This is a genomic window from Serratia sp. JSRIV002, assembly GCF_019968725.1.
Lineage (GTDB): Bacteria > Pseudomonadota > Gammaproteobacteria > Enterobacterales > Enterobacteriaceae > Chania > Chania fonticola_B.
The window spans coordinates 549,649-574,888 of the sequence record NZ_CP074143.1 but is presented as its reverse complement, the minus strand read 5'-3'; the positions used below and the strand labels follow the sequence as shown (position 1 = coordinate 574,888).

Annotated in this window: 24 protein-coding genes; 9 read left to right on the top strand and 15 right to left on the bottom strand. The window is 53.4% G+C overall.

The window, feature by feature from the left end; translation table 11 throughout:
* Positions 1-18 precede the first annotated feature (18 nt).
* Entirely contained in the window at positions 19-1,398 is a 1,380-nt protein-coding gene (mpl, locus tag KGP26_RS02530; RefSeq protein ID WP_024483358.1) for a UDP-N-acetylmuramate:L-alanyl-gamma-D-glutamyl-meso-diaminopimelate ligase, read from the bottom strand.
* 170 nt (positions 1,399-1,568) lie between these two features.
* Between mpl and fbp the strand changes: the two genes are divergently transcribed.
* Positions 1,569-2,573, top strand: coding sequence for a class 1 fructose-bisphosphatase (fbp, locus tag KGP26_RS02525; protein WP_021179030.1), 1,005 nt, complete (start codon positions 1,569-1,571; stop codon positions 2,571-2,573).
* A 35-nt stretch (positions 2,574-2,608) separates the two neighbouring features.
* Here the strand turns inward: fbp and KGP26_RS02520 are convergent, their stop codons facing one another.
* Positions 2,609-4,162, bottom strand: coding sequence for a methyl-accepting chemotaxis protein (locus tag KGP26_RS02520; RefSeq protein WP_059199539.1), 1,554 nt, complete (start codon positions 4,160-4,162; stop codon positions 2,609-2,611).
* Between the two features lie 258 nt (positions 4,163-4,420).
* Here KGP26_RS02520 and ppa point away from each other — a divergent pair, with 258 nt between their 5' ends.
* Entirely contained in the window at positions 4,421-4,948 is a 528-nt protein-coding gene (gene ppa / locus KGP26_RS02515; protein ID WP_021179028.1) for an inorganic diphosphatase, read from the top strand.
* 50 nt (positions 4,949-4,998) lie between these two features.
* Here the strand turns inward: ppa and KGP26_RS02510 are convergent, their stop codons facing one another.
* The 3 genes from KGP26_RS02510 to KGP26_RS02500 are packed head-to-tail and all read right to left on the bottom strand — an operon-like array spanning position 4,999 to position 10,909.
* Positions 4,999-5,349 (bottom strand): gamma-glutamylcyclotransferase, encoded by a 351-nt coding sequence (locus KGP26_RS02510; protein WP_024483355.1) that lies wholly within the window; start codon positions 5,347-5,349, stop codon positions 4,999-5,001.
* 2 nt (positions 5,350-5,351) lie between these two features.
* Positions 5,352-9,176 (bottom strand): translocation/assembly module TamB domain-containing protein, encoded by a 3,825-nt coding sequence (locus tag KGP26_RS02505; protein WP_223664980.1) that lies wholly within the window; start codon positions 9,174-9,176, stop codon positions 5,352-5,354.
* Positions 9,173-10,909, bottom strand: coding sequence for an autotransporter assembly complex family protein (locus KGP26_RS02500; protein ID WP_223664979.1), 1,737 nt, complete (start codon positions 10,907-10,909; stop codon positions 9,173-9,175). Before KGP26_RS02500 ends, KGP26_RS02505 begins: the two co-directional genes overlap by 4 nt.
* A 284-nt stretch (positions 10,910-11,193) precedes the next feature.
* On the opposite strand from KGP26_RS02500, the gene msrA reads away from it, so the two are divergent.
* A complete protein-coding gene (msrA, locus tag KGP26_RS02495; RefSeq protein ID WP_094981894.1) occupies positions 11,194-11,832 on the top strand; it encodes a peptide-methionine (S)-S-oxide reductase MsrA in 639 nt (212 codons plus the stop codon).
* A gap of 175 nt (positions 11,833-12,007) precedes the next feature.
* On the top strand, positions 12,008-13,339 hold the full coding sequence (locus KGP26_RS02490; RefSeq protein WP_021179023.1) for a hemolysin family protein: 1,332 nt from the start codon (positions 12,008-12,010) through the stop codon (positions 13,337-13,339).
* Between the two features lie 65 nt (positions 13,340-13,404).
* On the opposite strand, the gene KGP26_RS02485 is transcribed toward KGP26_RS02490, so the two are convergent.
* Positions 13,405-13,611: a DUF1107 domain-containing protein gene (locus KGP26_RS02485; protein WP_021179022.1), complete on the bottom strand. Its 207-nt coding sequence runs from the start codon at positions 13,609-13,611 to the stop codon at positions 13,405-13,407.
* Positions 13,612-13,941: 330 nt separating this feature from the next.
* Between KGP26_RS02485 and KGP26_RS02480 the strand changes: the two genes are divergently transcribed.
* On the top strand, positions 13,942-14,493 hold the full coding sequence (locus KGP26_RS02480) for a YtfJ family protein (RefSeq protein WP_223500777.1): 552 nt from the start codon (positions 13,942-13,944) through the stop codon (positions 14,491-14,493).
* A 41-nt stretch (positions 14,494-14,534) separates the two neighbouring features.
* On the opposite strand, the gene cysQ is transcribed toward KGP26_RS02480, so the two are convergent.
* The gene (cysQ, locus tag KGP26_RS02475; protein WP_021807539.1) at positions 14,535-15,275 is read right to left on the bottom strand and encodes a 3'(2'),5'-bisphosphate nucleotidase CysQ; all 741 of its coding nucleotides are present in this window, start codon (positions 15,273-15,275) and stop codon (positions 14,535-14,537) included.
* Between the two features lie 254 nt (positions 15,276-15,529).
* Between cysQ and KGP26_RS02470 the strand changes: the two genes are divergently transcribed.
* Positions 15,530-17,482 carry a bifunctional 2',3'-cyclic-nucleotide 2'-phosphodiesterase/3'-nucleotidase gene (locus tag KGP26_RS02470; RefSeq protein ID WP_223664978.1) on the top strand — a complete coding sequence of 651 codons (1,953 nt, stop codon included), beginning with the start codon at positions 15,530-15,532 and terminating at the stop codon, positions 17,480-17,482.
* Positions 17,483-17,618: 136 nt separating this feature from the next.
* Positions 17,619-18,449 (top strand): hypothetical protein, encoded by an 831-nt coding sequence (locus KGP26_RS02465; protein ID WP_037376531.1) that lies wholly within the window; start codon positions 17,619-17,621, stop codon positions 18,447-18,449.
* A gap of 261 nt (positions 18,450-18,710) precedes the next feature.
* Here the strand turns inward: KGP26_RS02465 and KGP26_RS02460 are convergent, their stop codons facing one another.
* Entirely contained in the window at positions 18,711-19,190 is a 480-nt protein-coding gene (locus KGP26_RS02460) for an Hcp family type VI secretion system effector (RefSeq protein WP_071784892.1), read from the bottom strand.
* Positions 19,191-19,518: 328 nt separating this feature from the next.
* Here KGP26_RS02460 and ytfE point away from each other — a divergent pair, with 328 nt between their 5' ends.
* Positions 19,519-20,184: an iron-sulfur cluster repair protein YtfE gene (gene ytfE / locus KGP26_RS02455; RefSeq protein WP_209523763.1), complete on the top strand. Its 666-nt coding sequence runs from the start codon at positions 19,519-19,521 to the stop codon at positions 20,182-20,184.
* A 76-nt stretch (positions 20,185-20,260) separates the two neighbouring features.
* Here the strand turns inward: ytfE and KGP26_RS02450 are convergent, their stop codons facing one another.
* Together KGP26_RS02450 and KGP26_RS02445 are read right to left on the bottom strand one after the other, a co-directional pair.
* Complete coding sequence (locus KGP26_RS02450) at positions 20,261-21,415, bottom strand: IS481 family transposase (RefSeq protein ID WP_223664977.1); 1,155 nt, start codon at positions 21,413-21,415, stop codon at positions 20,261-20,263.
* Between the two features lie 107 nt (positions 21,416-21,522).
* Positions 21,523-22,143: a peptidylprolyl isomerase gene (locus tag KGP26_RS02445; protein ID WP_021179017.1), complete on the bottom strand. Its 621-nt coding sequence runs from the start codon at positions 22,141-22,143 to the stop codon at positions 21,523-21,525.
* Positions 22,144-22,483: 340 nt separating this feature from the next.
* Here KGP26_RS02445 and KGP26_RS02440 point away from each other — a divergent pair, with 340 nt between their 5' ends.
* Entirely contained in the window at positions 22,484-23,152 is a 669-nt protein-coding gene (locus tag KGP26_RS02440) for an OapA family protein (protein ID WP_037376533.1), read from the top strand.
* On the opposite strand, the gene KGP26_RS02435 is transcribed toward KGP26_RS02440, so the two are convergent.
* The 5 genes from KGP26_RS02435 to rpsF all read right to left on the bottom strand — a co-directional run bounded on the left by KGP26_RS02435 (position 23,149) and on the right by rpsF (position 25,067).
* Complete coding sequence (locus KGP26_RS02435) at positions 23,149-23,508, bottom strand: DUF488 domain-containing protein (protein WP_021807544.1); 360 nt, start codon at positions 23,506-23,508, stop codon at positions 23,149-23,151. The genes KGP26_RS02440 and KGP26_RS02435 overlap by 4 nt on opposite strands.
* A gap of 110 nt (positions 23,509-23,618) precedes the next feature.
* Positions 23,619-24,071: a 50S ribosomal protein L9 gene (rplI, locus tag KGP26_RS02430; RefSeq protein ID WP_004933629.1), complete on the bottom strand. Its 453-nt coding sequence runs from the start codon at positions 24,069-24,071 to the stop codon at positions 23,619-23,621.
* A 39-nt stretch (positions 24,072-24,110) separates the two neighbouring features.
* Complete coding sequence (gene rpsR, locus KGP26_RS02425) at positions 24,111-24,338, bottom strand: 30S ribosomal protein S18 (protein WP_000135199.1); 228 nt, start codon at positions 24,336-24,338, stop codon at positions 24,111-24,113.
* Positions 24,339-24,342: 4 nt separating this feature from the next.
* Positions 24,343-24,660 carry a primosomal replication protein N gene (priB, locus tag KGP26_RS02420; protein WP_065684090.1) on the bottom strand — a complete coding sequence of 106 codons (318 nt, stop codon included), beginning with the start codon at positions 24,658-24,660 and terminating at the stop codon, positions 24,343-24,345.
* 8 nt (positions 24,661-24,668) lie between these two features.
* Entirely contained in the window at positions 24,669-25,067 is a 399-nt protein-coding gene (rpsF, locus tag KGP26_RS02415; protein ID WP_004933634.1) for a 30S ribosomal protein S6, read from the bottom strand.
* Between the last annotated feature and the right edge of the window lie 173 nt (positions 25,068-25,240).

Here is a 25,240-nt window from a genome sequence, read left to right as displayed (position 1 = left end):
CGCCCGTTTAACTAAACGTCAGTAGGTTTCTTTCGGTTCGGCCTTGTTAGCCAGCCCTGCCAGCAGTTTGTCATGAATGCCGCCAAACCCGCCGTTGCTCATCACCAGAATATGGTCACCCGGCTGCGCGGTTTTCACAATCATCTCCACCAACGTATCCAGATCGGCACTCCAGTGCGCGGGCTGAACGCAAGCTTCTGCAACTTCCGCTACCTGCCACGGGATGTGGTGAGGCTGGAACAGGAACACTTCGTCGGCACGGCCCAGTGAGGGGGCCAGATCGTTTTTGCTGATCCCCATTTTCATGGTGTTTGAGCGCGGCTCCAGCACGGCCAGGATGCGTGCGGTGCCGCCCACTTTGCCACGCAGCGCCGCCAAGGTAGCCAGAATGGCGGTCGGATGATGGGCAAAGTCGTCATACACCGTGACACCATTGGCTTCACCACGCAATTCCAGACGGCGGCGGGCATTGATAAAGTCTCCCAGCGCGCGGCAGGCATCGGCTGGCTGTACACCAACATGGCGGGTAGCGGCGATCGCCATCAGGCCGTTATGCATGTTGTGTTCGCCCACCAGTGCCCAGTTAACCTCGCCCACCTTCTCGCCGTTGAGGAACACTTCGTAATGGCTGGCATCCGTCGTCAGTTTGTGTGCACGCCACGCGCCCCCTTCCCCGACCCATTCCTGTTCGCTCCAGCATCCCATTGCCATCACCTGTTTCAGATGGGTGTCGTTTTCCGGCAGGATAATCTTGCCTTGGCCCGGCACCAGGCGCACCAGGTGGTGGAACTGTTTCTGGATGGCTTTCAGATCGTCAAAAATATCGGCGTGATCGAACTCGAGGTTGTTCATGATCAACGTGCGCGGGCAGTAATGAACGAACTTGGAGCGTTTGTCGAAGAAGGCACAGTCATACTCATCGGCTTCTATGACAAAGAACGGGCTGCCGCCAAGACGGGCCGAGACATCAAAATTGCCCGGTACGCCGCCGATCACAAAGCCCGGCTGATAGCCGCAGGCTTCCAGGATCCAAGTCGCCATCCCGGCGGTGGTGGTTTTACCGTGTGTTCCCGCTACCGCCAGTACCCAGCGATCGCGCAGGACATAATCATGCAGCCACTGAGGGCCAGACATGTAAGGAATGCTCTGTTCCAGCACCGCTTCTACGCAAGGATTACCACGGCTCATGGCATTGCCGATAATTACCAGATCAGGAGCCGGATCCAACTGGGCAGGATCGTAACCCTGGATCAGATCGATCCCCTGCTTTTCCAGTAAGGTACTCATCGGAGGATAGACGTTGGCATCTGAACCGGTCACCTCATGCCCCAGTGAACGAGCCAACATGGCTAGCCCACCCATAAAGGTGCCGCAGATCCCAAGAATATGTATGCGCATTAGGTTTCTCATTTTAGTGCATCGATTTACTGCCTATTCTAGCGCTCAGAATCGCTCAGAAGAAATGGATTTGCCTATGAATCGCAAGTTGCTTTGGGCTACACTGCTGACGAAAACGTTGGCGGTATGTTAACAAGCCGCTATCCATCCGTAGATTCAGGGATTGTGTCATGAAAACGTTAGGCGAATTTATCGTCGAGAAACAACACGACTTCTCTCACGCCACCGGTGAGCTGACCTCATTACTTTCTGCCATCAAACTGGGTGCCAAGATCATTCACCGTGATATCAACAAGGCGGGTTTAGTTGATATCTTGGGGACTAATGGCATTTCCAACGTTCAGGGCGAAGTTCAGATGAAGCTGGACCTGTTCGCGAACGAAAAGCTGAAAGCAGCTTTGAAGGCTCGTGGTGAAGTTGCAGGCATCGCTTCGGAAGAAGAAGACGAGATCGTGATTTTCGACGGCGAGCGAGCTGAGAATGGCAAGTATGTGGTGCTAATGGATCCGTTGGACGGCTCGTCCAACATTGATGTGAACGTCTCTGTCGGGACGATCTTCTCTATCTATCGCCGCATCACCCCGATTGGCACGCCAGTCACCGAAGAAGATTTCCTGCAGCCTGGCCATGCCCAGGTAGCGGCCGGTTATGTGGTTTATGGCTCCTCCACCATGCTGGTATACACCACCGGTTATGGCGTACATGCCTTCACCTACGATCCGTCTCTGGGGGTGTTCTGCCTCTCCCACGAGAAAGTGCGCTTCCCGGAAAAAGCCAATATGTATTCCATCAACGAAGGTAACTACATCAAGTTCCCGCTCGGAGTGAAGAAATACATCAAATACTGCCAAGAGCAGGATGAAGCCACCCAGCGCCCTTATACCTCACGCTATATCGGTTCACTGGTTGCCGATTTCCACCGTAACCTGCTCAAAGGCGGCATCTATATCTACCCAAGCACCGCCAGCCACCCACAGGGCAAGCTGCGTCTGCTGTATGAATGCAACCCGATGGCGTTCCTGGCTGAACAGGCCGGGGGGAAAGCCAGCGATGGCAAAAACCGCATTCTGGATATCGTGCCGCAACAACTGCACCAGCGTGCGCCATTCTTCGTCGGAACCAAATCGATGGTAGAAGACGCCGAACGCTTTATTGCTGAGTTCCCGGACCAGTAACGAGTTAAAAGGGGGCGGCATGCCGCCCCTTCACATCACAGTTTGAACACAGCCATACTCTGTGCCAATAGCTGCGCCTGCTCTTCCAAAGAGCGCGTTGCCGCCGCAGACTCTTCCACCAGCGCCGCATTCTGCTGTGCCACCTGATCCATTTGCACTACCGCCAGGTTGACCTGCTCGATACCACTGCTTTGTTCGCGAGTGGCCGCCGAGATTTCACGCATCAGCGCCGTGACGCGCCCCACTTCCCCGGTTATTCCGTTCATGGTCTTCGCCGCCGTAGCCGCCATCTGTTCACCTTCCCGCACGCGGTGTTGTGAAACCTCGATCAGCCCTTTGATCTCTTTGGCCGATTGCGCACTGCGTTGGGCCAGGCTGCGTACCTCACCGGCCACCACGGCAAAACCACGGCCTTGCTCACCGGCGCGTGCTGCCTCTACCGCCGCGTTGAGCGCCAGGATATTGGTCTGGAAGGAGATACCATCCATCACGCTGATGATGTCGGCGATGCGTCGTGAGCTGTCGGTAATGGCCTGCATCTTGCTCATCACCTGGCTGACCACGTCACTGCCCTGTTCGGCAATATCGGAGACGCTCAGTGCCAACTGGTTGGCCTGTTCGCAGTTTTCAGCATTCATTTTCACCGTAGAGGTCAACTGCTCCATACTGGCGGCGGTTTGCTCCAGCGAAGCGGCCGACTCCTCCGTACGCTGCGCCAGATGAACGTTACCCGCAGCCAACTCGCGGGAGCCGGTATCGATCTGGCTGCTGGCATCGCGGACTTTACTGACCGACATCACCAGCGATTGCTGCATACGCTGCATGGCGTGCACCAAGCGCCCCATTTCGGTATCACCTTCACCGCTAATTTCGTGGGTCAGATCCCCTGCGGCGATATGCTCCAATTGGACGATCGACTCATCTAACGGGCGCAGCAAGATCACACGCATAGCAAACCAGGCCAGCACCGCCAGTAACACGCTGAGCAGCCCAGCCGCAACGATCAGGATAATCTTGGTGCTGGCATTTCTTTCTGCCTCATGCGCATGCTGCTGGCCAATCTCCATGGCAAACGCGCGGAACTCACTGAGGTCGGCTTCAAAAGCAATGCTCAGCTTAGAGATATGATTTTCTTGAATGGCGTAATAGTCATCCAACTTCCCCGCCTTTATCGCCGCCGCCATGGGCGCAATGCCTTGTTCCAGATAGGCTCGATAGCTCGCCTGCATGCGCATTGAGAATTGACGACCCCGTTCGGTCACCGTGCCCACGTCGACAAAGCGCGCCATTTCCTTTTTCGACTGTTCCAGATAGCCATAAATGCGCCCCACCGAGGCGTCAGCAACCTCAATCTGACCAATCTCGCGCTGGCGTACTGCAAGCGAGGCAGCCGTTCTGGCCCGTAGCGCCAGGTTGGAGCTGTTGGCCAACGAACCCAGTTCTTCCCCCAGGATCTGGTTCAGAGTCTGTAGCGAACGTGTTCCGTCGTTAATGGCTTTAACCCCGATGATGCTGACAACAATCAACAGCAACGTCATCAGGCTCAACAGGGCAATCAGCCCGGCCTTAACGGTGATCTTCTTTAACATGAGTGTTTCCCGGCTTTAGAAAAAAGTAGCTTCAGATGTAGAGGAGGCAAGAAGGCAGGGCCAGCTAGCAGATGGACCGTTATTATTTGAGGAAGTTATCGGCAGCCGGGGAGTAAACTTCAATCAATAGAGGATTAATCTGGAAAAGTTGCTGTTACAGACCAGGCAGCATCTCAATGATGAAAAGGGCGGGAAATCACAAAAGACTCCGCTATAATAGCCGCCACTCCATTTCTGGTTTGATTAAAGGAAACCGACATGAGCTTGAACCTGGTCCCTGCTGGCAAAGACCTGCCAGAAGACATCTACGTAGTTATCGAAATCCCGGCTAACGCCGATCCAATCAAATACGAAATCGACAAGGAAACCGGCTCGCTGTTCGTTGACCGTTTCATGTCCACAGCGATGTTCTACCCGTGCAACTACGGTTACATCAACCACACTCTGTCACTGGACGGTGACCCGGTAGACGTGTTGGTGCCAACCCCATACCCACTGCAACCAGGCTCAGTGATCCGCTGCCGCCCAGTTGGCGTGCTGAAAATGACCGACGAAGCCGGTGAAGACGCAAAACTGATTGCCGTACCGCACAGCAAACTGACCAAAGAGTACGATCACATCAAAGATGTGAACGACCTGCCAGAACTGCTGAAAGCGCAGATCAGCCACTTCTTTGAACACTACAAAGATCTGGAAAAAGGCAAATGGGTGAAAGTGGAAGGTTGGGCAGACGCTGCCGCAGCCAAAGCTGAGATCGTTGCCTCTTTCGAGCGCGCCAAGAAGTAATTCTCGCCCGAACTGATAAAAAAACACCGCCCAGATGAGCGGTGTTTTTTTTACTGCTTTTCGTCAAGACGCTTCAGCCAGTCACCGCTTTCAATCCGCGGGAAACCGTCCACACTGTGTCTATACAGGTAGATCCACGCACTGCCATAAGGCGTGCGGATCAGCTCGCGCTTGTAGTCTTTGGTATTGCTTTTCAACTCGTCCAGCTCGGCCAGAATCGATGAGTTAATACGATACACTTCGCAGTGTACCGTGCCCTCTCCAGGGATCGCCGCCGGGTAGTGCCCCAGATTATAAAGCTGGTAGCCTTCTAACTCATGTTCACCCAACCATTGGGCGTTGGTCATCCAATGGCTGTTTCCCTGTTTGCGTCGTAAACTGCCGTAGACAATTATTCGCATAGCTAAAACTCAAACTGATAGAGCACATCCAGTGCCTGGTCGAGACCAGACACCGCTTCCAGATACAACCTAGGCATCAGGCGGTATCGCAACGTCAGCGTGGCCAATGAGTCGAAGATCCCCACCCCATATTTTACTTGTAAGCCAGGGAGGACATAGCCGCTCACCACTACCTGAGAGCTGTCGCCAACTCCCTCGGTATCAAGGGCCAGATTACTTACGCCAAACGCCTCGCCGATTTTACCCACAAGTTGACCACTTTGTGCAACCCCCATACCAATTAACATTGAGGTCATGGCGTTGCCATCGGCACCGCCAGCCCCTAATCCCTGGCCGCGCAGCAGGTAGGACAGAGCTTCTTGCTGAGACTTGGCCGGATCGGAGAACACTTCCAGCCTTGGTGCATCGGCCATGCCGGTCACGCGAACACCTGCGACCACGTCATCTTCCGTCGCATCCGGATTACGGATCGCTTCGATATTCAGCAACGGTTGATCCGGTGGCCCAGAGAAGATCAGTTGGCCTTTGCGCACGAGCAGATCCTGACCATAAGCATGGAAACGCCCCGATGGAATATTAATCTGGCCATGCACCCCCAGACCATTCTGGTCCTGTGCCACACGCAGATCGCCACGCAGTCTGGCTTTAAGGCCGAACGCATCCAGACGCACGTCGTTACCCACGCGGATCGTCAGATTGCTGTTGATTGGGATCCCTGCCGTCGCCGGTTGGATCGGCTTGAGCTGGTTATTCAACATCACTTCATCAGGAGAAACACCGACAGCGCTTTCCGGTAGCTCTTGCACCGTGATACGAGCCCAAGGGATATCTACGCTACCGTTGAGTGAGAACAGCTGCGGCGTGGCTTCAAACACCACATCCGGTGAAACATCAATACGGACCATTGGCGGCAGGGTCACCCGCAACCGATCGCCCTTGGCTGCAATACGTGCACGCCAGGCATTGATATCCCGCCAGTCGGCATCCCCAGACAGATTGAGCTGCCCATGCGTGGTCGCCAGCAATCCTTCCAGGGTCGAGGTCATCCCGTTGAAGTTCAGCGCCAGGCGGCCTTCGGTCATATCAAACGGCATCCAGTGGCCAACGATCGCCACCTTATCCAACGCCAGACGGCCAAATACCAGCGGGTTCTGCGCGTTGCCGCCTAATTGCAGGTTGGCATTCAACATCCCCGCGGCTTTCTCGCCCTGCGTCAGTATTGGGTTAAGCAGCGCCAGCGACACATTGGTGATATTGACGTTGCCGCTGATGGTACGGCGTACCTGCGGATCGGCGATCTGAACGTTACCGTTAAACTGGCCGTTATTGGTCAGCTTGATCAGCCAGTCTGCCTGTGCCCGTCCATTGTTCAGGCCCGCATTCAGGTTTAGCGTGTCAAAGGCGATCGGCAATGCGGCACCCTGCACCTGCTGCACCACTTTCACCCCCTTGCCCACCAGGGAAACCTTCGCCTGTGGCAATGCGCCACCCGGTTGCCAACTCACGTCAGCTCGGCCAGTAAAGACCCCGTTCATGGCGGTATCCGGCCCCAGGAACGGTTTGATCATTGCCAGGTCAAAGCGGTTGAGTACTACGCTAGCCTGGCCGCTGGCCCCTGCCTCGATGGTTCTAGGTACGCACAGCTCGGCATTCGGGTTCACCCAGCAATGCGGTCCTACGCTGATCTTCTGTTGCGTATTCAGGTAATCCAACGCGATGGCACGGCTAAGACGCCATTCACCCACCGGTGTATCAAAACGAGTGTTGTTCAGGTTGCCTCGCCAGCGCTGTTGCTGACGATCAAAGCTACCCTCCAGGGCCAATTGCCCGGAAACCGGCTTACCGTCGATATTCACTTGCAGCCGATGTTGGCGCTCGCTGCCTTTGGCATCCAACGTCAACAGATTGACCTGCAGCGCATCCTGTTTGAGCTGTTCAACCCGTACCGCCAGTTGCCCCTGGATCTGATCGCTGGAACGGACATCGCCGTTGACCTTCACCCGATTGATGTGCAGCGCCTGCCATTGCAAGCCCGTCGCGGTCAGATCTGCCAACAGCTGCGGTGCCTGCAAATTCCCACGCAGCTTCAACTGCCCGCGGACATTACCTGCAAGCCCCGGTAAAGCACCGTCGAGATGCGCTGCATCAACATTGGCATCCAGCACCCAGCTTTTCTCATCCAACTGGCCTTTAACGTTGAGCGTATTGCGCCCTAACGCCAGATCGATACCCGGGATCGTCCACTGCCCGGCCGCATTGCCACGTAAAGAGCCCCGCGCTGATACCTTGTTTTGTTTCACATTGCCGTCGAGCTGCAACACTGGCACCTGTAATTGCCAACTGCCGCCGTGCAGGCTGCCACGGGTGGTGATTTTCCCTTCCAAGCGCGCTGGCCATTCCGGCCATTGCTTGGCGGTATTAATGCCCGACAGCGTCAGTTGCGACGTCCAGCTGATCGCTTTGCTCCAGTCCACCAGCGCCGTCAGATCGGTATTCCCCTCCAGCGCAACCAACCGCAGGCGCTCGAGTCTGAACTGTTCAAGATTGCCTTTACCATCCAGCTGTAGCACTGCCGGTGGCAGATCCTGGCCTTTGAAATTGGCGCGGGTAGAGAGCGCATAATCCGCGGCCTTGCCGTTAAAGCGCAGGCGGAAATCATTAACCTGATACTGTGCCTCGCCGGTCAGCGGCCATTTCAGCTGTTTGCTTTGCAGCGTCAGCGCCAAGGGTAAACCCGCCTCTGCCAACTGGGTTTGCACATCCAGCTGCGCACCAACGGGGCCCGACAGGTTAAGCGCGACTTTCAGCTCTTCACGCAGCCCACCAGACACATTCAGCTTCACCTTCTCGCCTTTCAGCGGATCGATATTCAGCGTGCTGTTGGCCACCATTTCCACTGGCCAATTGCCGGTCAGCGTTGCCTGCCCTTTGGCGAAAAGCATGCCCTGCGGCGATCTCACGTCAAAGCGATCCAGCTGAATATGCTGATCTTTGGTGCTGGCCTGCAGCTGCAAGCGGGTGATCGACACCTCAGTGTCCCCGGTCAGATGTAGCTGCTCGCCGTTGATTTCCTCAACGGTAATATCAAGCGGTAGACGAATTTCTGGCAGATCCGGCAGCAGCGGTTTGGCAAACAGCGCCTTCAGGGTTTCGCCCAACGGTTTCTCTTCCACTGGCGGTGGCACCAATGCTGGCACAACTGGCGTTTTCTCTGCCAACTTGTCCGCCACTTTCTCCGCAGTTGGCTGCAGCGCCTCCGGTAAAGGGTTGACCGGCGTTTTTGGCAAGGCGACCAGCAAAGCGCGAACCGTAGTTGGCATCAACGTCAACGCACGTTCTTGCCACTGTGCGCCAGTGCTGAATTCCCCCAGCGAGATCGCCGTGTCGTCCACGGTAACCTTGACGTTATTCAACGCCAGCTTACGCAGGGTAATGGGATAAGGCGTGCTGAGATCGCCGATCGGTTCGCTGCTTTCCTCAACCGGTGCAGAAGGCGCCATTTCGGCGGTTTTCACCACCACATCAACATCCTGAGCGGTCAGCGCATTGACGCACAATGAACTGCGTTTCAAACAGGAGAGATCGAGCGAGAGATGGAACTGCCCGGCGTTAACGGCCACACCTGGCATCTGATACTTCACGCCTTTCAGGGTCAGATCGCGCCAGCCACCGCTGACCGCCGCAATTTCCAACCCGGGAACCCAGCGAGCCGCGCCGTTGATCACCATATGCAAGCCGGTCGTGGTGCCAAGCAGAAACGCCAACGTGCCGATCAGCAGCAACAGTAGGATCAAAAATCCCAGACAAATCTTTTTTATCAGGCTCATAGTTCAGGCCCCAAACCGATATAAAACTGTAGGCCGTGGGTTTCTTGATCCCCAACCGGCGCGGCGATATCCAGTTTCACCGGTCCTACCGGCGATTGCCAGCGCACGCCAACACCCGCACCGGTCTTGAAATTGCTGTCTGTGAATTTATTGACCGCCTGCCCGGAATCCACAAACATCGCCCCCCACCAGCGGCCAGTGACGTTATATTGGTACTCCAGCGACCCCGTCACCATTTTAGAGGCACCTGTCAGCTTGCCATCATCTCCACGCGGGGAAATACCCTGGAATTTATAACCACGGATACTGCGATCGCCACCGGCGAAGAAGCGCAAATCCGGCGGCACTTTGTCAAAATCGTTGGTTTCGATCCAGCCAACCTGGCCACGGATCACAAAGCGGTTTTTCTCCCCCAAGCTACGGATCCAGACGTTTTGTGCCTGCAATAGCGCAAAGTCCACCCCGGAGCCCCAGGTAGTATCCGACACGTCGATGGAATAGCGCTGGCTGTCGCCCCACACGGGCATTAGGCCTCCCCGTGAACGAGTTCGATTCACGGTCACCCCAGGATAAAGCAGCATGGTGGTATTGGTGACGGAACCCTGGGTAAAGTGGTCCAGACGCCAACTGAGGTTCACCGCATGCTGCCAGCCGCTGGAGAGATCCCAGTTACGCGAAGCCACGACCTTGGTACTGTCAGATTGAGTGTCGTTCAGATCGGTACGTTTGAAACCGCCCTGTAACAGGTAATACTGTTCTAGTGGGTTGCGTAGCAATGGGATTCTATAGGTCAGATCCAGCTGCTGCTGCGGCTGAGAGATACTGGCGGCGGTTACCAGGCTGTGGCCGCGATCGTTAAGCCAGGGTTTTCTCCAGGTTCCTAGCACACGTGGACCAATGTCGGTAGAAAAACCACCGCCTAGCTCCACGATATTGCTGCTACGCGGCGTCAACACCGCATCTAGCGGCAGGATCTTGCTCTCTTTGGAGTCGGTAAAGTCTGGGGACACCACCACAGAGTTGAACCAGTTGGTGGCGGATAAACGGCGGTTCAGCTCGGCAAGATCGTTCGAACTGTAATAATCACCCTGATGGAAGGGAAGCAGATTTTGCAAATAGTCCTCGCGGATTTGCGAGCCCTTGAAAATCACTTTGCCGAAGTGATAACGCTCACCACTGTCGAAATCAATGTCCCAGAACGCCTTATGCAACTCTTCCGCCACGCCAAGCTGGCTCTTGAGCATTTGAGCGTCAAAATAGCCTTTACGCAGCGCAAGGTTGGTCAGCGAACTTTTAAAACTGTCGAACTGCCCATGGTTGAGGATCTCACCTATCGTTGGCCGATCGGTTCGGACTAGATTCAGGTAATCTTCGTCGGTTCTGGCCCCGCCTTGCAGTTGGATATCCACACCTGCAATACGCACCGGCTCACCCGGATCGACCTTGGCGATCAATACCGGCCGCGAAAGCTTCGGGTTATCATCAAAGGTGAATTCAATCGTAGGCTGATAATAGCCCAACGGCCGCAGCCCCAGGCGGATGGCAGCGTCCACCCGAGCGCGAAAACGCCCCTCGGCATTGACCTCTTCCGGCGTGATCGCTGAAAGGCGCACACGAACGTTGCGCTCCAAATCCCCACTCAGGCCGTCAACCTGCAGCCGCACATTCGCCGCTAAAACCGACGGCATAACGAATAGCGCACATAACACGCAAAGGACACGATATCGTGGCACTGGTGCTCCTTAATTGATTTTTCTGTCCTGTCAGTACCTTTGCTCTGGTGCTGGGGCAGCGCTATCAGACTGCCCCCCTTACCTTTAGATCCCGGACGTTGCCCATACGGCATCAACCGTTACCGAAAACAAGACGCATTCTTAGCTTTTGGCGCTCAAAATACTGCGTTAAGCTGATACATATTCCTTAGATAGGGCTTATTGTGGGCAAAGAAGCGGCCAGTTACAACTGACACGCGTTCCTATTAGGCTAATTCTTATTATGGCAACAGGAGTCAAACGTGGTGCAATCTTTTGATAAGTCTCAAAACATCGATAAGGCGAGTGCGCTTCCTGGCCGTACTACGCCGATGCCCGTCGCTACGCTTAACGAGGTGACCGGCCATTCCATGACCTTCGTGCCCGAGGGGATGGCAACGGCCATCTTTGGCATGGGCTGTTTTTGGGGCGTTGAACGCCTGTTTTGGCAGCAGCCGGGGATTTATAGCACTGCCGCAGGCTATAGCGGTGGCTATACGCCAAATCCAACCTATCGCGAGGTATGCAGCGGCCAGACTGGTCATGCCGAAGTGGTACGCGTAGTGTTTGACCCGCAGGTCATCAGCTACCGCAAGCTGTTACAGGTATTCTGGGAAAACCACGATCCTGCACAGGGCATGCGTCAGGGCGGAGATATCGGCACCCAATACCGCTCTGCTATTTACTATCTGGATGCAGAGCAACAGGCCGAAGCGGAGCAAAGCCTGCAAGCTTTCCAGCAGGCAATGGATAAAGCGGGCGATCAGCGCACCATCACCACCGAAATCGCACCGGCACTGCCTTTCTACTATGCAGAAGATGATCACCAGCAATACCTGCATAAGAATCCGGGCGGCTATTGTGGCCTGGGCGGCATTGGGGTGTGTCTGCCTCCACAGGGTTAAGCTGTTAATTTTTAACCACTGGCGGCCCTCACGGGGCAACTGCTATACTGTGTTGGGCCGCGTTTGCGGCCCGCTTTTGTGGGCACGTGATATAACGGCCCTTGGATCCACCTTTTTTTACGGTATTACCCCTCCGAAAGATCGCCGACATCCCGTCGGTACGAATGGATAGACTATGTTAAACAGTATTTTACTGATTCTTTTTCTGATCGCAGTGAGTGCGTTTTTCTCGCTTTCAGAAATCTCTCTGGCCGCGTCACGCAAGATCAAACTCAAACTGATGGCTGACGAAGGCAACATCAATGCCGCCAGAGTCCTTAAGCTGCAGGAAACCCCGGGTATTTTCTTTACCGTGGTGCAAATCGGCCTCAACGCCGTGGCCATCCTCGGTGGTATCGTCGGCGATGCAGCCTTCTCCCCCAGTTTCAAATTGATTTTCGACCGTTTCCTGTCACCCGAAATTTCCGAGCAGGTAAGCTTTATGTGCTCGTTCGTGATGGTGACCAGCATGTTCATCCTGTTCGCGGATTTAACCCCGAAGCGCATCGGTATGATTGCACCAGAGACGGTTGCCGTCCGGATCATCAACCCGATGCGTTTCTCGATCATGCTGTTCCGCCCGCTGGTCTGGTTCTTCAACGGCATGGCCAACCTGATTTTCCGCATGTTCAAGCTGCCGATGATGCGTAAAGACGACATCACCTCCGAAGATATTTACGCGGTGGTGGAAGCCGGCGCGCTAGCCGGGGTACTGCGCAAACAGGAACATGAGCTGATTGAAAACGTTTTCGAGTTGGAATCGCGCACCGTGCCCTCGTCGATGACGTCCCGCGAAAGCGTGATTTACTTCGACCTGCGGGAAAGTGAAGACAGTATTAAAGAAAAGATCTCCACTCATCCGCATTCCAAGTTCCTGGTGTGCGACGGTCATATCGATCAGGTCGTTGGCTATGTTGACTCCAAAGACCTGCTGAACCGCGTTTTGGGCAACCAGAGCCTGGTACTGAGCAGCGGCGTGCAGATCCGCTCGGCGCTGATCGTGCCAGATACCTTGACCCTGTCAGAAGCGCTGGAAAGCTTTAAAACCGCCGGTGAAGACTTTGCGGTGATCCTCAATGAATATGCTTTGGTGGTCGGGATTATTACACTGAACGATGTCATGACCACGCTGATGGGTGACCTGGTAGGCCAAGGTCAGGAAGAGCAGATCGTGACGCGTGATGAGAACTCGTGGCTGATTGAAGGCGGGACGCCAATCGAAGACGTGATGCGTGTACTGCATATCGATGAGTTCCCACAGGCTGGCAACTATGAAACCATCGGCGGTTTCATGATGTACATGCTGCGCAAAATCCCGAAACGTACCGACTTTGTGAAATATGCCGGCTACAAGTTTGAAGTGGTCGATATCGACAGCTACAAAATTGATCAGCTATTGGTAACAAGGCTGGTCGACAAACCGATCACGGTGCTACCAAAAGCCCCGGACGAAACACCTCAGGCATAAACATTAGCGGCCCCTTCGGGGGCCGCAATTATTTTTACTTTGCAGGGTACTCCATAAATCGCGCTTTATCCCATCTCTGCCTGTAGTAACAACACCTGCCGGTTGACCTCTGACATCACGTTGAAGTGGCGCTTGTCACGAACCTTCGGCAACAGGATTTTCCCCTTGTCGAATTCGAACGCCCCCACATCCTTGATGTACAGCCGCCCCCGGAACAGGGTTTTTACATACGTAGCCACTTTCAGTGGGTTATAACGCTGGAAGATTCTCATAGTTGTTACTCTCCTCCCGTTGGATCCATGCGCTCAGCGAGCGGCCAAAGTGGCCACCTCGACATTCGGAGCGCAACTTGATTGCTTTCTAGTAGACTGAGTAAAGACCATTTTGTTCAACTCCGCCTGGATTTCTATCCTGGATTTACACTTACTGACAGAATTGTGTATACCTATTTATAACCTTTGCAGTATATCCATTCAAAAACCGCGTGATTGCCCCCAGAAGGAAAAACTGCGATCCGGTTAACAGGACAGACCTCGGATGAGCACCTATGCTTTAATCACCTTGAGTCATATTGAGACTTATTTCCCTCTGCAGGAGAACGCATGAAAAATTGCATGCTGATAATATCGCTGCTGTTGGCCCCGATGTTGGCCTCTGCTCACAACCTTCAACTCCACCAACGCGTGGCACCGATCGGCGTCAGCGATAAAGGCGAGTTGGACTATGTTGATAATAAGTTTAGCTACAAAGGTTGGAATAGCGCGCAGCTCGGTGGAAAAGTGCGAGTGGTGCAGCATATTGCTGGCCGCACTTCGGCCAAAGAACTCAACGATCCGCTGATTGAAGCCATCAAGACCGCCAAGCTACCGCACGATCGTTACCAAACGACGACCATCGTCAATACCGACGATGCCATCATCGGTACCGCCATCTTTGTGCGTAACAGTATTGAAGACAGCAAGAAAGAGTTCCCTTGGTCGCAGTTTATTGTCGACAGTAATGGCAACGTCAAAAAAGCTTGGGACCTGCAACCAAAAGGCTCGGCAATTGTGGTGCTCGATAAAGAAGGCAACATCCAGTTTGCCAAAGATGGCGCACTGACGCCGCAAGAGGTGCAGCAGGTGATGGAGATGCTGCACCAGTTGCTGAAATAGCGCTTAAACGGCGTCCCGCACGGCAATGAGCGGGGCGCGGCCTAAAACAGAGAAACCCTAAAGCCAGGGTTCAGGAAAGACTCACGCGGGGTATATAACAGCGGCTTGCCCTGCCAATCGTGGATCTGAGCCCCGGCCGCTACCGCTACCGCGTGCCCTGCCGCCGTATCCCAGATATTGGTTGGCCCAAACCGTGGGTAAAGCTGCGCCCGCCCTTCCGCCACCAGGCAAAACTTCAGTGATGAGCCTACCGAGATGGTTTGATGTTCGCCCAACTGTTGCAGGTAATCCTGTAACTCCTCATCGCTATGAGAGCGGCTGACCACCACCAACGGTAGCTCGGCATTACTCACGCTAATCTCACGACGCCGGCCCCCTTCTTCCTTCCAGGCCTTGCCGCGTTCGGCCAGATACAGCACGTCCATCGCCGGGGCATAGACCACGCCCATTACCGCCTCACCCTCTTCGATCAACGCGATATTGACCGTGAACTCACCGTTACGGTTTAAAAACTCTTTGGTACCGTCCAGCGGGTCGACCAGCCAGTAACGCGTCCAGTTGCGGCGGATTTCCCAGGCAGGAGGGTCTTCCTCTGACAGCAGTGGGATCTCCGGCGTCAGTGCCGCCAGACCGCGTTTGATGATATGGTGTGCGGCCAAATCGGCGGCGGTCACCGGTGAATCATCTTTTTTCTGTGCCACATCAAGCGGTTGTTCACCATGATATACCGCCATGATCGCCGTACCCGCCTCGCGGGACAGCTGGCAAATCTGCTCCAACATAGTGCACCTCAGACATTCAGTTGCGTGGGACATTTCCCCTTTCTATAGCTTGCAGCCTAGTTTTTTTTGGGCGGAATATCCATCTCAACTCGCTAAGCTGCGGTATTTATTCAAGTCTTCTCCGTCACAACTTTGCATATCTGTCCGTTACATTCGGCCAATTTATGCCAGACTTCACAGTTTGCTGAGAGAGGTAGTGGTAATTACATACCCCCTTGAGATGCCCCTCGAAGAATAATCCAATGGAGATAACCATGATCAAGCGCCCTTTGGGACTATCTGCCCTGGCCCTGCTGGTCTGCGCCTCAACGCAGGCAGCCACGGTTGACCTGCGCGTGCTGGAAACCAGCGACCTGCACGGCAATATGATGGACTTCGACTATTACAAGGATAAGCCCACCGATAAATTCGGCCTGGTGCGTACCGCCAGCCTGATCCAACACGCTCGCCAGCAGGTGACCAACAGCGTACTGGTCGATAACGGTGACATCATCCAGGGCAGCCCAATGGCTGACTATATGGCTGCCAAGGGCTTGAAACCCGGCGACATGCACCCCGTCTACAAGGCGATGAATACCCTGGATTATGTGGTGGGCAATATCGGTAATCACGAGTTCAACTACGGGCTCGACTATCTGAAGAATGCCCTGGCGGGGGCCAAATTCCCCTACGTCAACGCCAACGTTATTGATGCCACCACGCAAAAACCGTTGTTCACTCCCTACATTATTGTCGATACCCCGGTAAAAGACCGTGATGGCAAAGCTCATACTTTACGTATCGGCTATATCGGCTTTGTGCCGCCGCAGATCCTGGTGTGGGACAAAGCCAACCTGCAGGGGAAAGTGACCGTAAACGACATCACTGAGACCGCCAAACGCTACGTACCGGAAATGCGCAAACAAGGTGCCGATCTGGTCGTCGCGATCCCCCACTCTGGCCTTTCCAGCGATCCCTATAAGGCCATGGCGGAAAACTCGGTGTACTACCTCAGCCAGGTTCCAGGCATCGATGCCATCATGTTCGGCCATGCGCACGCGGTGTTCCCCAGCAAGGATTTCGCCAATATCAAAGGCGCGGATATCGATAAAGGCCTGCTGAACGGCGTACCTGCGGTGATGCCCGGCCAATGGGGCGATCATCTCGGCATCGTGGATCTGCAATTGAATAACGATGAGGGAAATTGGAAGGTTACCGCAGCGAAGGCGCAAGCCAGGCCGGTTTATGACAAAGAGAACAAGCGTTCGTTGGCAGCGGAAGATCCCGCGCTGGTCAAGGTGTTAGAGGAAGATCATAAGGGAACGCGTGAGTTCGTCAGCAAGCCTATCGGCAAGTCCGACGGCAATATGTACAGCTATCTGGCCCTGATCCAGGACGATCCTACCGTGCAGATCGTCAACAATGCGCAAAGAGCCTACGTTGAGCGTTATATTCAAGGCGATCCGGATCTGGCCGATCTGCCGGTATTGGCCGCTGCTGCACCGTTCAAAGTAGGCGGCCGCAAGAACGATCCCGCCAGCTTTGTCGAGGTGGAAAAAGGCCAGCTCACCTTCCGCAATGCCGCCGATCTCTATCTCTACCCGAATACCTTGGTGGTGGTCAAAGCCAGCGGTAAGGAAGTGAAAGAGTGGCTGGAATGCTCCGCCGGGCAGTTCAACCAAATTGACGTTAACAGTAGCAAACCGCAGGGGCTGATCAATTGGGACGGTTTCCGCACCTATAATTTTGACGTGATCGACGGCGTCAATTATCAAATCGACGTCAGCCAACCGGCACGTTACGACGGAGAGTGTACGCTGATCAATGATCAGGCGGAGCGTATCAAGCAGCTGACCTTCAAGGGCAAGCCGATCGATCCTGACGCCCAGTTCCTGGTGGCGACCAACAATTACCGCGCCTACGGCGGCAAGTTTGCCGGAACGGGCGATAAGCATATCGCCTTTGCTTCACCAGATGAGAACCGCGCGGTATTGGCGGCCTACATCAGCGAAGAAACCCAGAAGCACGGCGCGGTGCATCCACAGGCGGACAATAACTGGCGTTTGGCCAGCTTCCACAGCCCACAGCCGTTGGATATCCGCTTTGAGACCTCCCCTAGCGAGAAGGCTGCCGCGTTTATTAAAGATAACGCGCAGTATCCGATGAAGTCTGTAGGTAACGACAGCATCGGCTTTGAGCTGTATAAGATCGACCTACAAGCAAAATAATTGTGCGTTAGGCGCGTTACGGCGCGCCGTTACCATTTTATGCCTCAATACAGGGCTGACGAGTAGAAAATTTAACAACAATCTGGCTACATGGGATTTTGCTTGATAGTATGCCTATACAGCCGGAAACATAGGAATGAGCTTTTGGCAGGACGATGAGGATTACCCAATGGTTAACCTGCTTGGTAACTATATAGGGATTAAAAAGGAATTTATTGACATGATTTATAGCAAACAATCCGCAGATGCCGTATTAGAAAGATATTTTGATGCGTTTGTCAAAAAGTCATCGACCGTGATTATTGATACAGTTGAAACTATGGGGTTAGGTGCTGAGAGAACGTTTATGACCGTTGCACCTGAGCTTGTGCCTGAACTAACAATGTTTCCCCAGTATAACCGGGTCATTAAAAGTCATTTATCAGCCAACCGAGATCTCATTCTTGTAGAAAATAAAAGAATGGTTATGGCAATAATGATGCTGTCAAGGGATCCACTCACGATCTCAGAGATGATAAAAGTAACCATACATACGATTTTCATATCAATGCCAGCGGAATTACAAGATAGAGTTATTGAAAAACTACCTAGCTTAATTGCTCCGAAAGGATCTTCGCTTGTCGCTAACACAGCAACAAAAATGGCAACAAAAATAGCGCTAACAGAAGCGATAATACGTATCGTCTCATATACGATATCCTCAGACCCTGATGTGTTAAAACAAGCCGGAAGAATAACCACTATCACCCTCACAGCCTTTCAAATCTATGCCATAGTAGAAAAGGCATCAAGGTCTGCACGAAAATTGAGACGTGAGAACACTGCTATTTACAATCAATTATACCAGATGAAAATAGAGATGCTTTATTTCTTAATCGAGAAAAAAGTGGATACACTCATCAATGCTGTCAAGGAGAAGTCAGCCGATGATGTAATCCAAGCGTTGAGTGAAATTTTACAACAATGAGGACTCTATGAAGCTCTTAATTAGTATACTGGCAGGGTGGTCATTTATTGCCTTAGCTCTCTTGTTTTTCGCATTCTTCATATTCCTATCTTGGCAAGTACCTGAGTCCTTTATGATGTACATTGTGTATGGTGGCTTCTTTTTATCATTTTACTTATCCTATCTTTTGCAGGACTATTTGAAGAAAAAATTTAAACGCTAATTCCCATTATATCGCCTGTTCATTGCATCTTGAATGCACGGGCGATATAATGGACCACATCAATAAACTCTATCGTCCCATATACTATAACCCGAGGTTCCAGCTATTTTATGTTGACATGAGATTGATTCATATCTAAGTGATATTTTCTCAAATGGCATTGCACCCTGATTATTAACAACATGTGGAAAGCTAGGGCTAATATCTATTATTGTGGCTTTGCTTAGCTTCATTTCATAAAACACTTCCAATGCACCAGATTGATTCAGTCGGTATATTGAAAAAACAGGAGTCAATATTTCATTATTTGATACAGCCATAAGCAACAATGGCGATGATTTATCAATAGGCTTGATAAATTCTATAGGGTGATGAGTACAGTGTTGCTCTCTTGTAATGGCACCGTTTAATGATAACACTTGGATTTCGTCTTCATGACCACTCTGATGGCGATTCCCAATTGAATCAAAAGAACTACACCCGGCAGAAATCAAGCCTTGTGTGCTTCCTGCTAAACTTAAATAAGTATTAAAGCTCATAAAAATATCCTTATCGTCTTAGTGGCATAGCTACAGGTTTTCATGGTATATCTATTTTCACCGGAGGAAAAGTAAAATACCTTCTCAAAGTTAGAGGTAATTATATCGACTCATTCGCGAGCTCACTCTTAAATCTCTGCGCTTCTTCTGACGATTCGAATGCCACAATCACGATTTTATCCTCATCGAGCCTTATGCTTACCATACTCATTCATGGTTGTCAGTTCGCCCATCACAACACTGTTCTACCCCTTTTTAACCATGGCGCGCCCTTTAAATTGCATTTAAAATGCATGTTATAGTTTTCTTCCTTTAAAGGGGCATCATCATGGATTACCGTAACCAATCCCTAGGCGCACTCGCCATTGCAATCCCACGTGCCAGCAAGCTGTTCCGCGACTACGATCTGGACTTCTGCTGCGGGGGTAAACAAACCCTGGAGCGCGCTGCCAGCCGCAAAGAACTGGATCTGGATAAGTTGGAAAGTGAGCTGGTCGCGCTGGCGGCAGACCCCGTGGATACCCGCGATTGGCGTCTGGCTCCGCTGGCTGAGATCATCGATTACATCCTGCCGCGCTTCCACCAGCGCCATCGTGAACAGCTGTCAGAACTGGTATTGATGGCGGAAAAGGTTGAACGCGTCCACGGCGACAAGCCCACCTGCCCACGTGGGCTGGCCAAGCAGCTAAACCTGATCCGGCTCGATCTGGAAAATCACATGATGAAGGAGGAACAGATCCTGTTTCCGCTGATTAAACAGGGCATGGGGCAACAGGCGGCAGGGCCGATTTCGGTGATGGAGCATGAACATGATGAGGCTGGCGAACAGTTGGAAGTGGTGAAATTCCTCACCAACAACGTCACGCCACCGGAAGGGGCCTGCAATACCTGGCAGGCGCTGTATAACGGTATCAATACGTTTATCAGCGATCTGATGGAGCATATCCATCTGGAGAACAACCTGCTGTTCCCACGCGCACTGAGCGGCAAATAGCCCCCTCACCCGAACCCTCTCCCTGTACAGACCGGGGACATGGTAGACAGGTGTTCAAGGACATGGTGAACACTTTTTAACATCCTTTACCCATGATGATCGACCTATTTCTCAGGTCGATCATCCCCACTTTCGTGCTGTACCACCATACCTCGTAGTAGCCCTCTCTCTCACTTGCCTTCAGCCCGACATATTCACCGATAAAGGCCTTGCCCACTTTCAGGCTCATCCCTTTCAGGCTCAGTTTTCCACTGATATCCACTTTCCTGACCAAGACCCCCTCGTCATACTCGGCTGCCGCCGGATTGCCATTGTACTGTCGCGATGAAGGCTGATAATGGGACGCCGGTACCGCCATTGACAGCGCTTCGTGTGGACGCTCCAGGTTGTAGGTATCTCGCCAGGCGTCGAACACCTCCTGCAACTGCGCGGCATGGGTAAACCACCGTCCCTGCAGGAGCTCTGCCTTCAGGCTGCGGTGGAAGCGCTCCAGCTTACCCTGAGTCTGAGGATGATAAGGCCGAGAGTGACCCACCCGGATACCCTGACGCATCAGCCACAGTTCCAGCGCGGTCCAACTGCCCGTCGTGTCGCCCCAGGGTGCCCCGTTATCCATGGTCATTCTCTCCGGCAAGCCATAACGTTCGAACACCGCTATCAACTGAGACTGCACGGTGACTCGTCGTTCGTCTGGGCAGTGCGCCAGACAGAGCGAGAAGCGCGAATGGTCATCCAGCAAGGTCAGCGGATGACAACGCCCTTCGGCGAAGGGGAAGTGGCCTTTAAAGTCCATCTGCCAGAGTCGGTTCGGGGCGTCATGTTCAAAGCGTCCGACGGTGGGCGCTGGTGACGGACCGCCCGGTAGCAGGTCATGGTGGCGCATGAGGTTATGCACGGTGCTGGCGGCCGGTAACGTATGCCCCTGCATCTCGAGCCACCGCTTGAGCTTGCGTGCGCCCCACATCGGATGGGCCTGGTGTGCAGCGCGGAGGTATTGGACAACGATATCGGGTGTTCTGGAAGGAGAATGGTGTGGCACTCGAGAACGTTCGTTCAGACCGGCGCGCCCATCAGAGTGCCAGCGATGTAACCACTTGTATGCGGTAGCAGGCGCTATGCCGAACTGACGGCATAGCGCACGGATATTAGCGCCTTCTTGCGAGGCGAAAAGCACAAACTCGGTACGTAATGACATGGCAGATCTCTCATCCCACGGCATAAGCAACTCCACTCAGAAGTACTCATACCTATGTTGTAAGTGTCTACCATGTCCCCGAACAAGTGTTCATGATGTCCCCGGTCTGTACACTCCCAAAGGGAGAGGGAACATAACGCGGATTACAGAATTTCGAGCAACTCAACGTCAAACACCAGCGCGCTGAATGGCGGGATGGATGCGCCTGCACCACGCTCGCCATAGGCCAGGTTGTGAGGGATATACAGCTGCCACTTGGAGCCAACCGGCATCAGCGTCAGGGCTTCGATCCAGCCAGGGATCACACCGCTGACCGGGAACTCGGCAGGTTGACCACGTTCAACGGAGCTATCGAACACATCACCGTTGATCAGGCGGCCGGTGTAATGCACGCGCACGCGATCCTGACGAGATGGGATTGGGCCATTGCCCTGCTCCAGCACGGAGAACTGCAGGCCAGACTCGGTCAGCGTCACTTCATCACGCTTGGCGTTATCTTCCAGGAACTTCTGGCCTTCAACGGCCATCGCCTGCTGGCGCTCAAGGCGTACAGCATCCGCACGTTCGTGGATTTCGCGCAGCGCACGATGAACCACATCTACCGGAACCGCCGGGGCATTCCCTTCCAGCGCGTCACGCAGGCCAGCCAGCAGAGCTTCTGGTTGTAAACCTTGCAGGCCGGACTCTTGCAGTTGCTGACCGACCTGTAAACCAATCCCGTAACTTGCTTGCGCTTCAACGCTATCAAAAGAAGGGGTTGTCATGGGGTTTTCCTTTAGTCTGTAAAAAGTCGAAAGCGCAGCATAACAGCGCGGCAAAGCCGGGTAAAATCTTGTGTGGAGAATGATGACTTTTGTCGTAGAAAAAGAAACAATAACCTGCTGTTAACGTTTGGTGTCATTATTCTCTCGGCTACCAATCGTTTCAAACAGTTAGCGATTAGTCCCAGTACGGCTCAAGGCCGACACCGAAGTGGCGCAGTACAGAGACTATTCGGCCCTCAAGGTGCACAAGTGCACTGTGGTTTGAAACCATAGGGTATACTGGGGTCAGCGATACACTTTTTGTAAAGTGACAAATTTACGCAGTTGAAGAGAGGTCACCATGGGCAGAATCGCGCCCAGGAGAAGGAAAACCACCCGTGTCTACCAGCCATTGCTGCGCACCTGGCTGAACCTGAGCCAACGCCTGAAGCCTGGCCCGGCACCGGAAACGCCAGCAACCACCGATGAGCCGGACTCACCACCGCCACAACAAAGCGGTAAGGGTCAAAGGCTCAAAGCATTGCTGCTGAAAGTATGGCACCTGCCGGACAGCCTCCACTGGATGGAACCGCTGCCCTATTTTCACCGCCGTTGGGTAATTATTTTTGGTGCTATCCTGCTGCTGTCGCTGCTTTGGCCGTATTCCGACGATAACGCGCGCCCGTTCCCGGTCACCAGCCAGGAAAACCAGATCCCTTTGCAGGCTCAATTGCAAAACGATAGTCAGCAAACGGCAGGCGAAAGTGATAACTGGCAGCGTTATCAGATCCAGGCTGGCCAAACTCTGGCGCAGCTGTTCCGTGACAACAACCTGCCGGTGAACGAGGTGTTTGCCATGGCGCGGGTTGAGGGGAACGATAAGCCGCTCAGCAATCTGAAGGCCGGGCAAGAAGTGCGTATCGAACGTAATGCTAACGGCGTGATCACCGCGCTCTCCGTCACCACCGTGGATAACAGTGAAGCCCTGTTCCGCCGCCAGAGCGATGGCAGCTACCTGCGCGTTCGCTAATCTTTAAGCTGATCCAGCAGAAAATCACGCAGTACAACCCCCTGGTTGTGCTGTGTGTCCTTGCTGCCATACAGCAGGGTCAACGGCTCACCTTGCTTTAACAACGCCACCAGCGGCTGCCAGGCCTCATTGGCGACCAGTTGTTGGCGATAAAGCGCAACAAACTCATCCCACTGGTCGGTATGCTGATGAAACCACTGGCGTAACGCCGTATCCGGTGCCACCTGCTTAAGCCAGATGACGCCCTGCAATCTCTCCTTACTCACACCGCGCGGCCATAGCCGGTCGGTCAGATAGCAGTGCTCCGGTGCCGGGCCGCTGAAATCGTAGACTCGCTGTAAGATAATTTCTGCCATTTTCGCCTCTCCTTGCCAACAGATGGCCTCAGAGTAGCGCGTTTTACCCGGCGCTGAAAAGCAAAACGCCAGCACTAGGCTGGCGTTTTAACTTGGTGTACTAAAGCCGATTAAGCTTCAGCAACCACAACTACATTCAGCTGTGCGAACACGTCGCTGTGTACCTGGAAGTGCACTTCGTGCTCACCAGTGGTACGCAGAACGCCGTTCGGCAGACGAACTTCGCTCTTGGCAACTTCAACGCCTGCCGCAGTCACTGCGTCAGCGATGTCGCGGGTGCCGATAGAGCCGAACAGTTTACCTTCGTCGCCTGATTTAGACGCGATGGTGACTGAACCCAGTTCGTTGATCTTGGTTGCGCGAGCTTCAGCAGCAGCCAGAACGTCAGCCAGTTTGGCTTCCAGTTCAGCACGGCGTGCTTCGAAGAACTCTACGTTTTTCTTGGTAGCAGGAACAGCTTTGCCCTGTGGTACCAGGAAGTTACGGGCATAACCCGCTTTAACGTTAACCTGATCACCCAGGCTGCCCAGGTTTGCTACTTTATCAAGCAGAATAACTTGCATTACCTTATCCTCTCAAAGTCGTTAATGGACAGTGGCCGATTACTGATGACGATCAGTGTACGGCAACAAAGACAGGTAGCGCGCGCGCTTGATAGCACGGGCCAGCTGGCGCTGATATTTTGCACGAGTACCGGTGATACGGCTCGGGACAATTTTACCACTTTCAGTGATGTAGTTTTTCAGCGTAGCGATGTCTTTATAGTCAATCTCTTGAACGCCTTCCGCGGTGAAACGGCAGAACTTGCGACGACGGAAATAACGTGCCATTTGGCTAGTCTCCAGAATCTATCAATTCAATCTGCTCGGCATGCAGGACCAATTTGTTCAGCCCGTTGCGCCCTTGATGGCAGCTAACGAAGCCTTGAACGGTAACCTGACTGCCGACCGTTAATCTTTGAGTTAAAGCTTGTGACTGTTGTCCGCTGACAACCACGGGCATTCGGCACCATGCTTGCCTGCTGAATCCGGCTTCCATCTGCGACGATCGGTGCTCAAGCACAAACTGGCAGTGGGGTATCCCGGAAGGACTCACTTTTCGCACCGGCGTCTTGCACACTGTGCCAGACAACACCAGACGATTAGCCGTCACGACAGCAATTACTCTTCAGAATCCCCAGCATCTGCATCATCTGCGGTTTCGTTAGCGAAGTCTTCGCGGCGATCGCCACGACGTTCGTCTTTCGCTTTAACCATCGGAGATGCTTCAGTTACCGCGTGCTTAACGCGCATAACCATGCTACGGATAACGGCGTCGTTGAAGCGGAAGTTAGTTTCCAGCTCATCGATCGCTTCCTGCGGAGCTTCAACGTTCAGCAGAACGTAGTGGGCTTTGTGCAGTTTATTGATCGGGTAAGCCAGTTGACGGCGGCCCCAGTCTTCCAGACGGTGAATCTGACCTTGCGCGTTAGTGATGGTAGCACTGTAACGCTCGATCATGCCCGGAACCTGTTCGCTTTGGTCAGGATGGACCATAAAAACGATTTCGTAATGACGCATCGAATTGCTCCTTACGGATTATTCAGCCTCCTGTCAGGGTCAACCGCGGCCCATGGAAGCAAGGAACGTGTGTATGTGTGCGGCTGAAAAATGACGCGTAATCATACCGGCGCAAGGGGGGGAACTCAAGGACTGAGTAGGATTTATTGAGGTTTATGCGTAAGGCCGCGAGA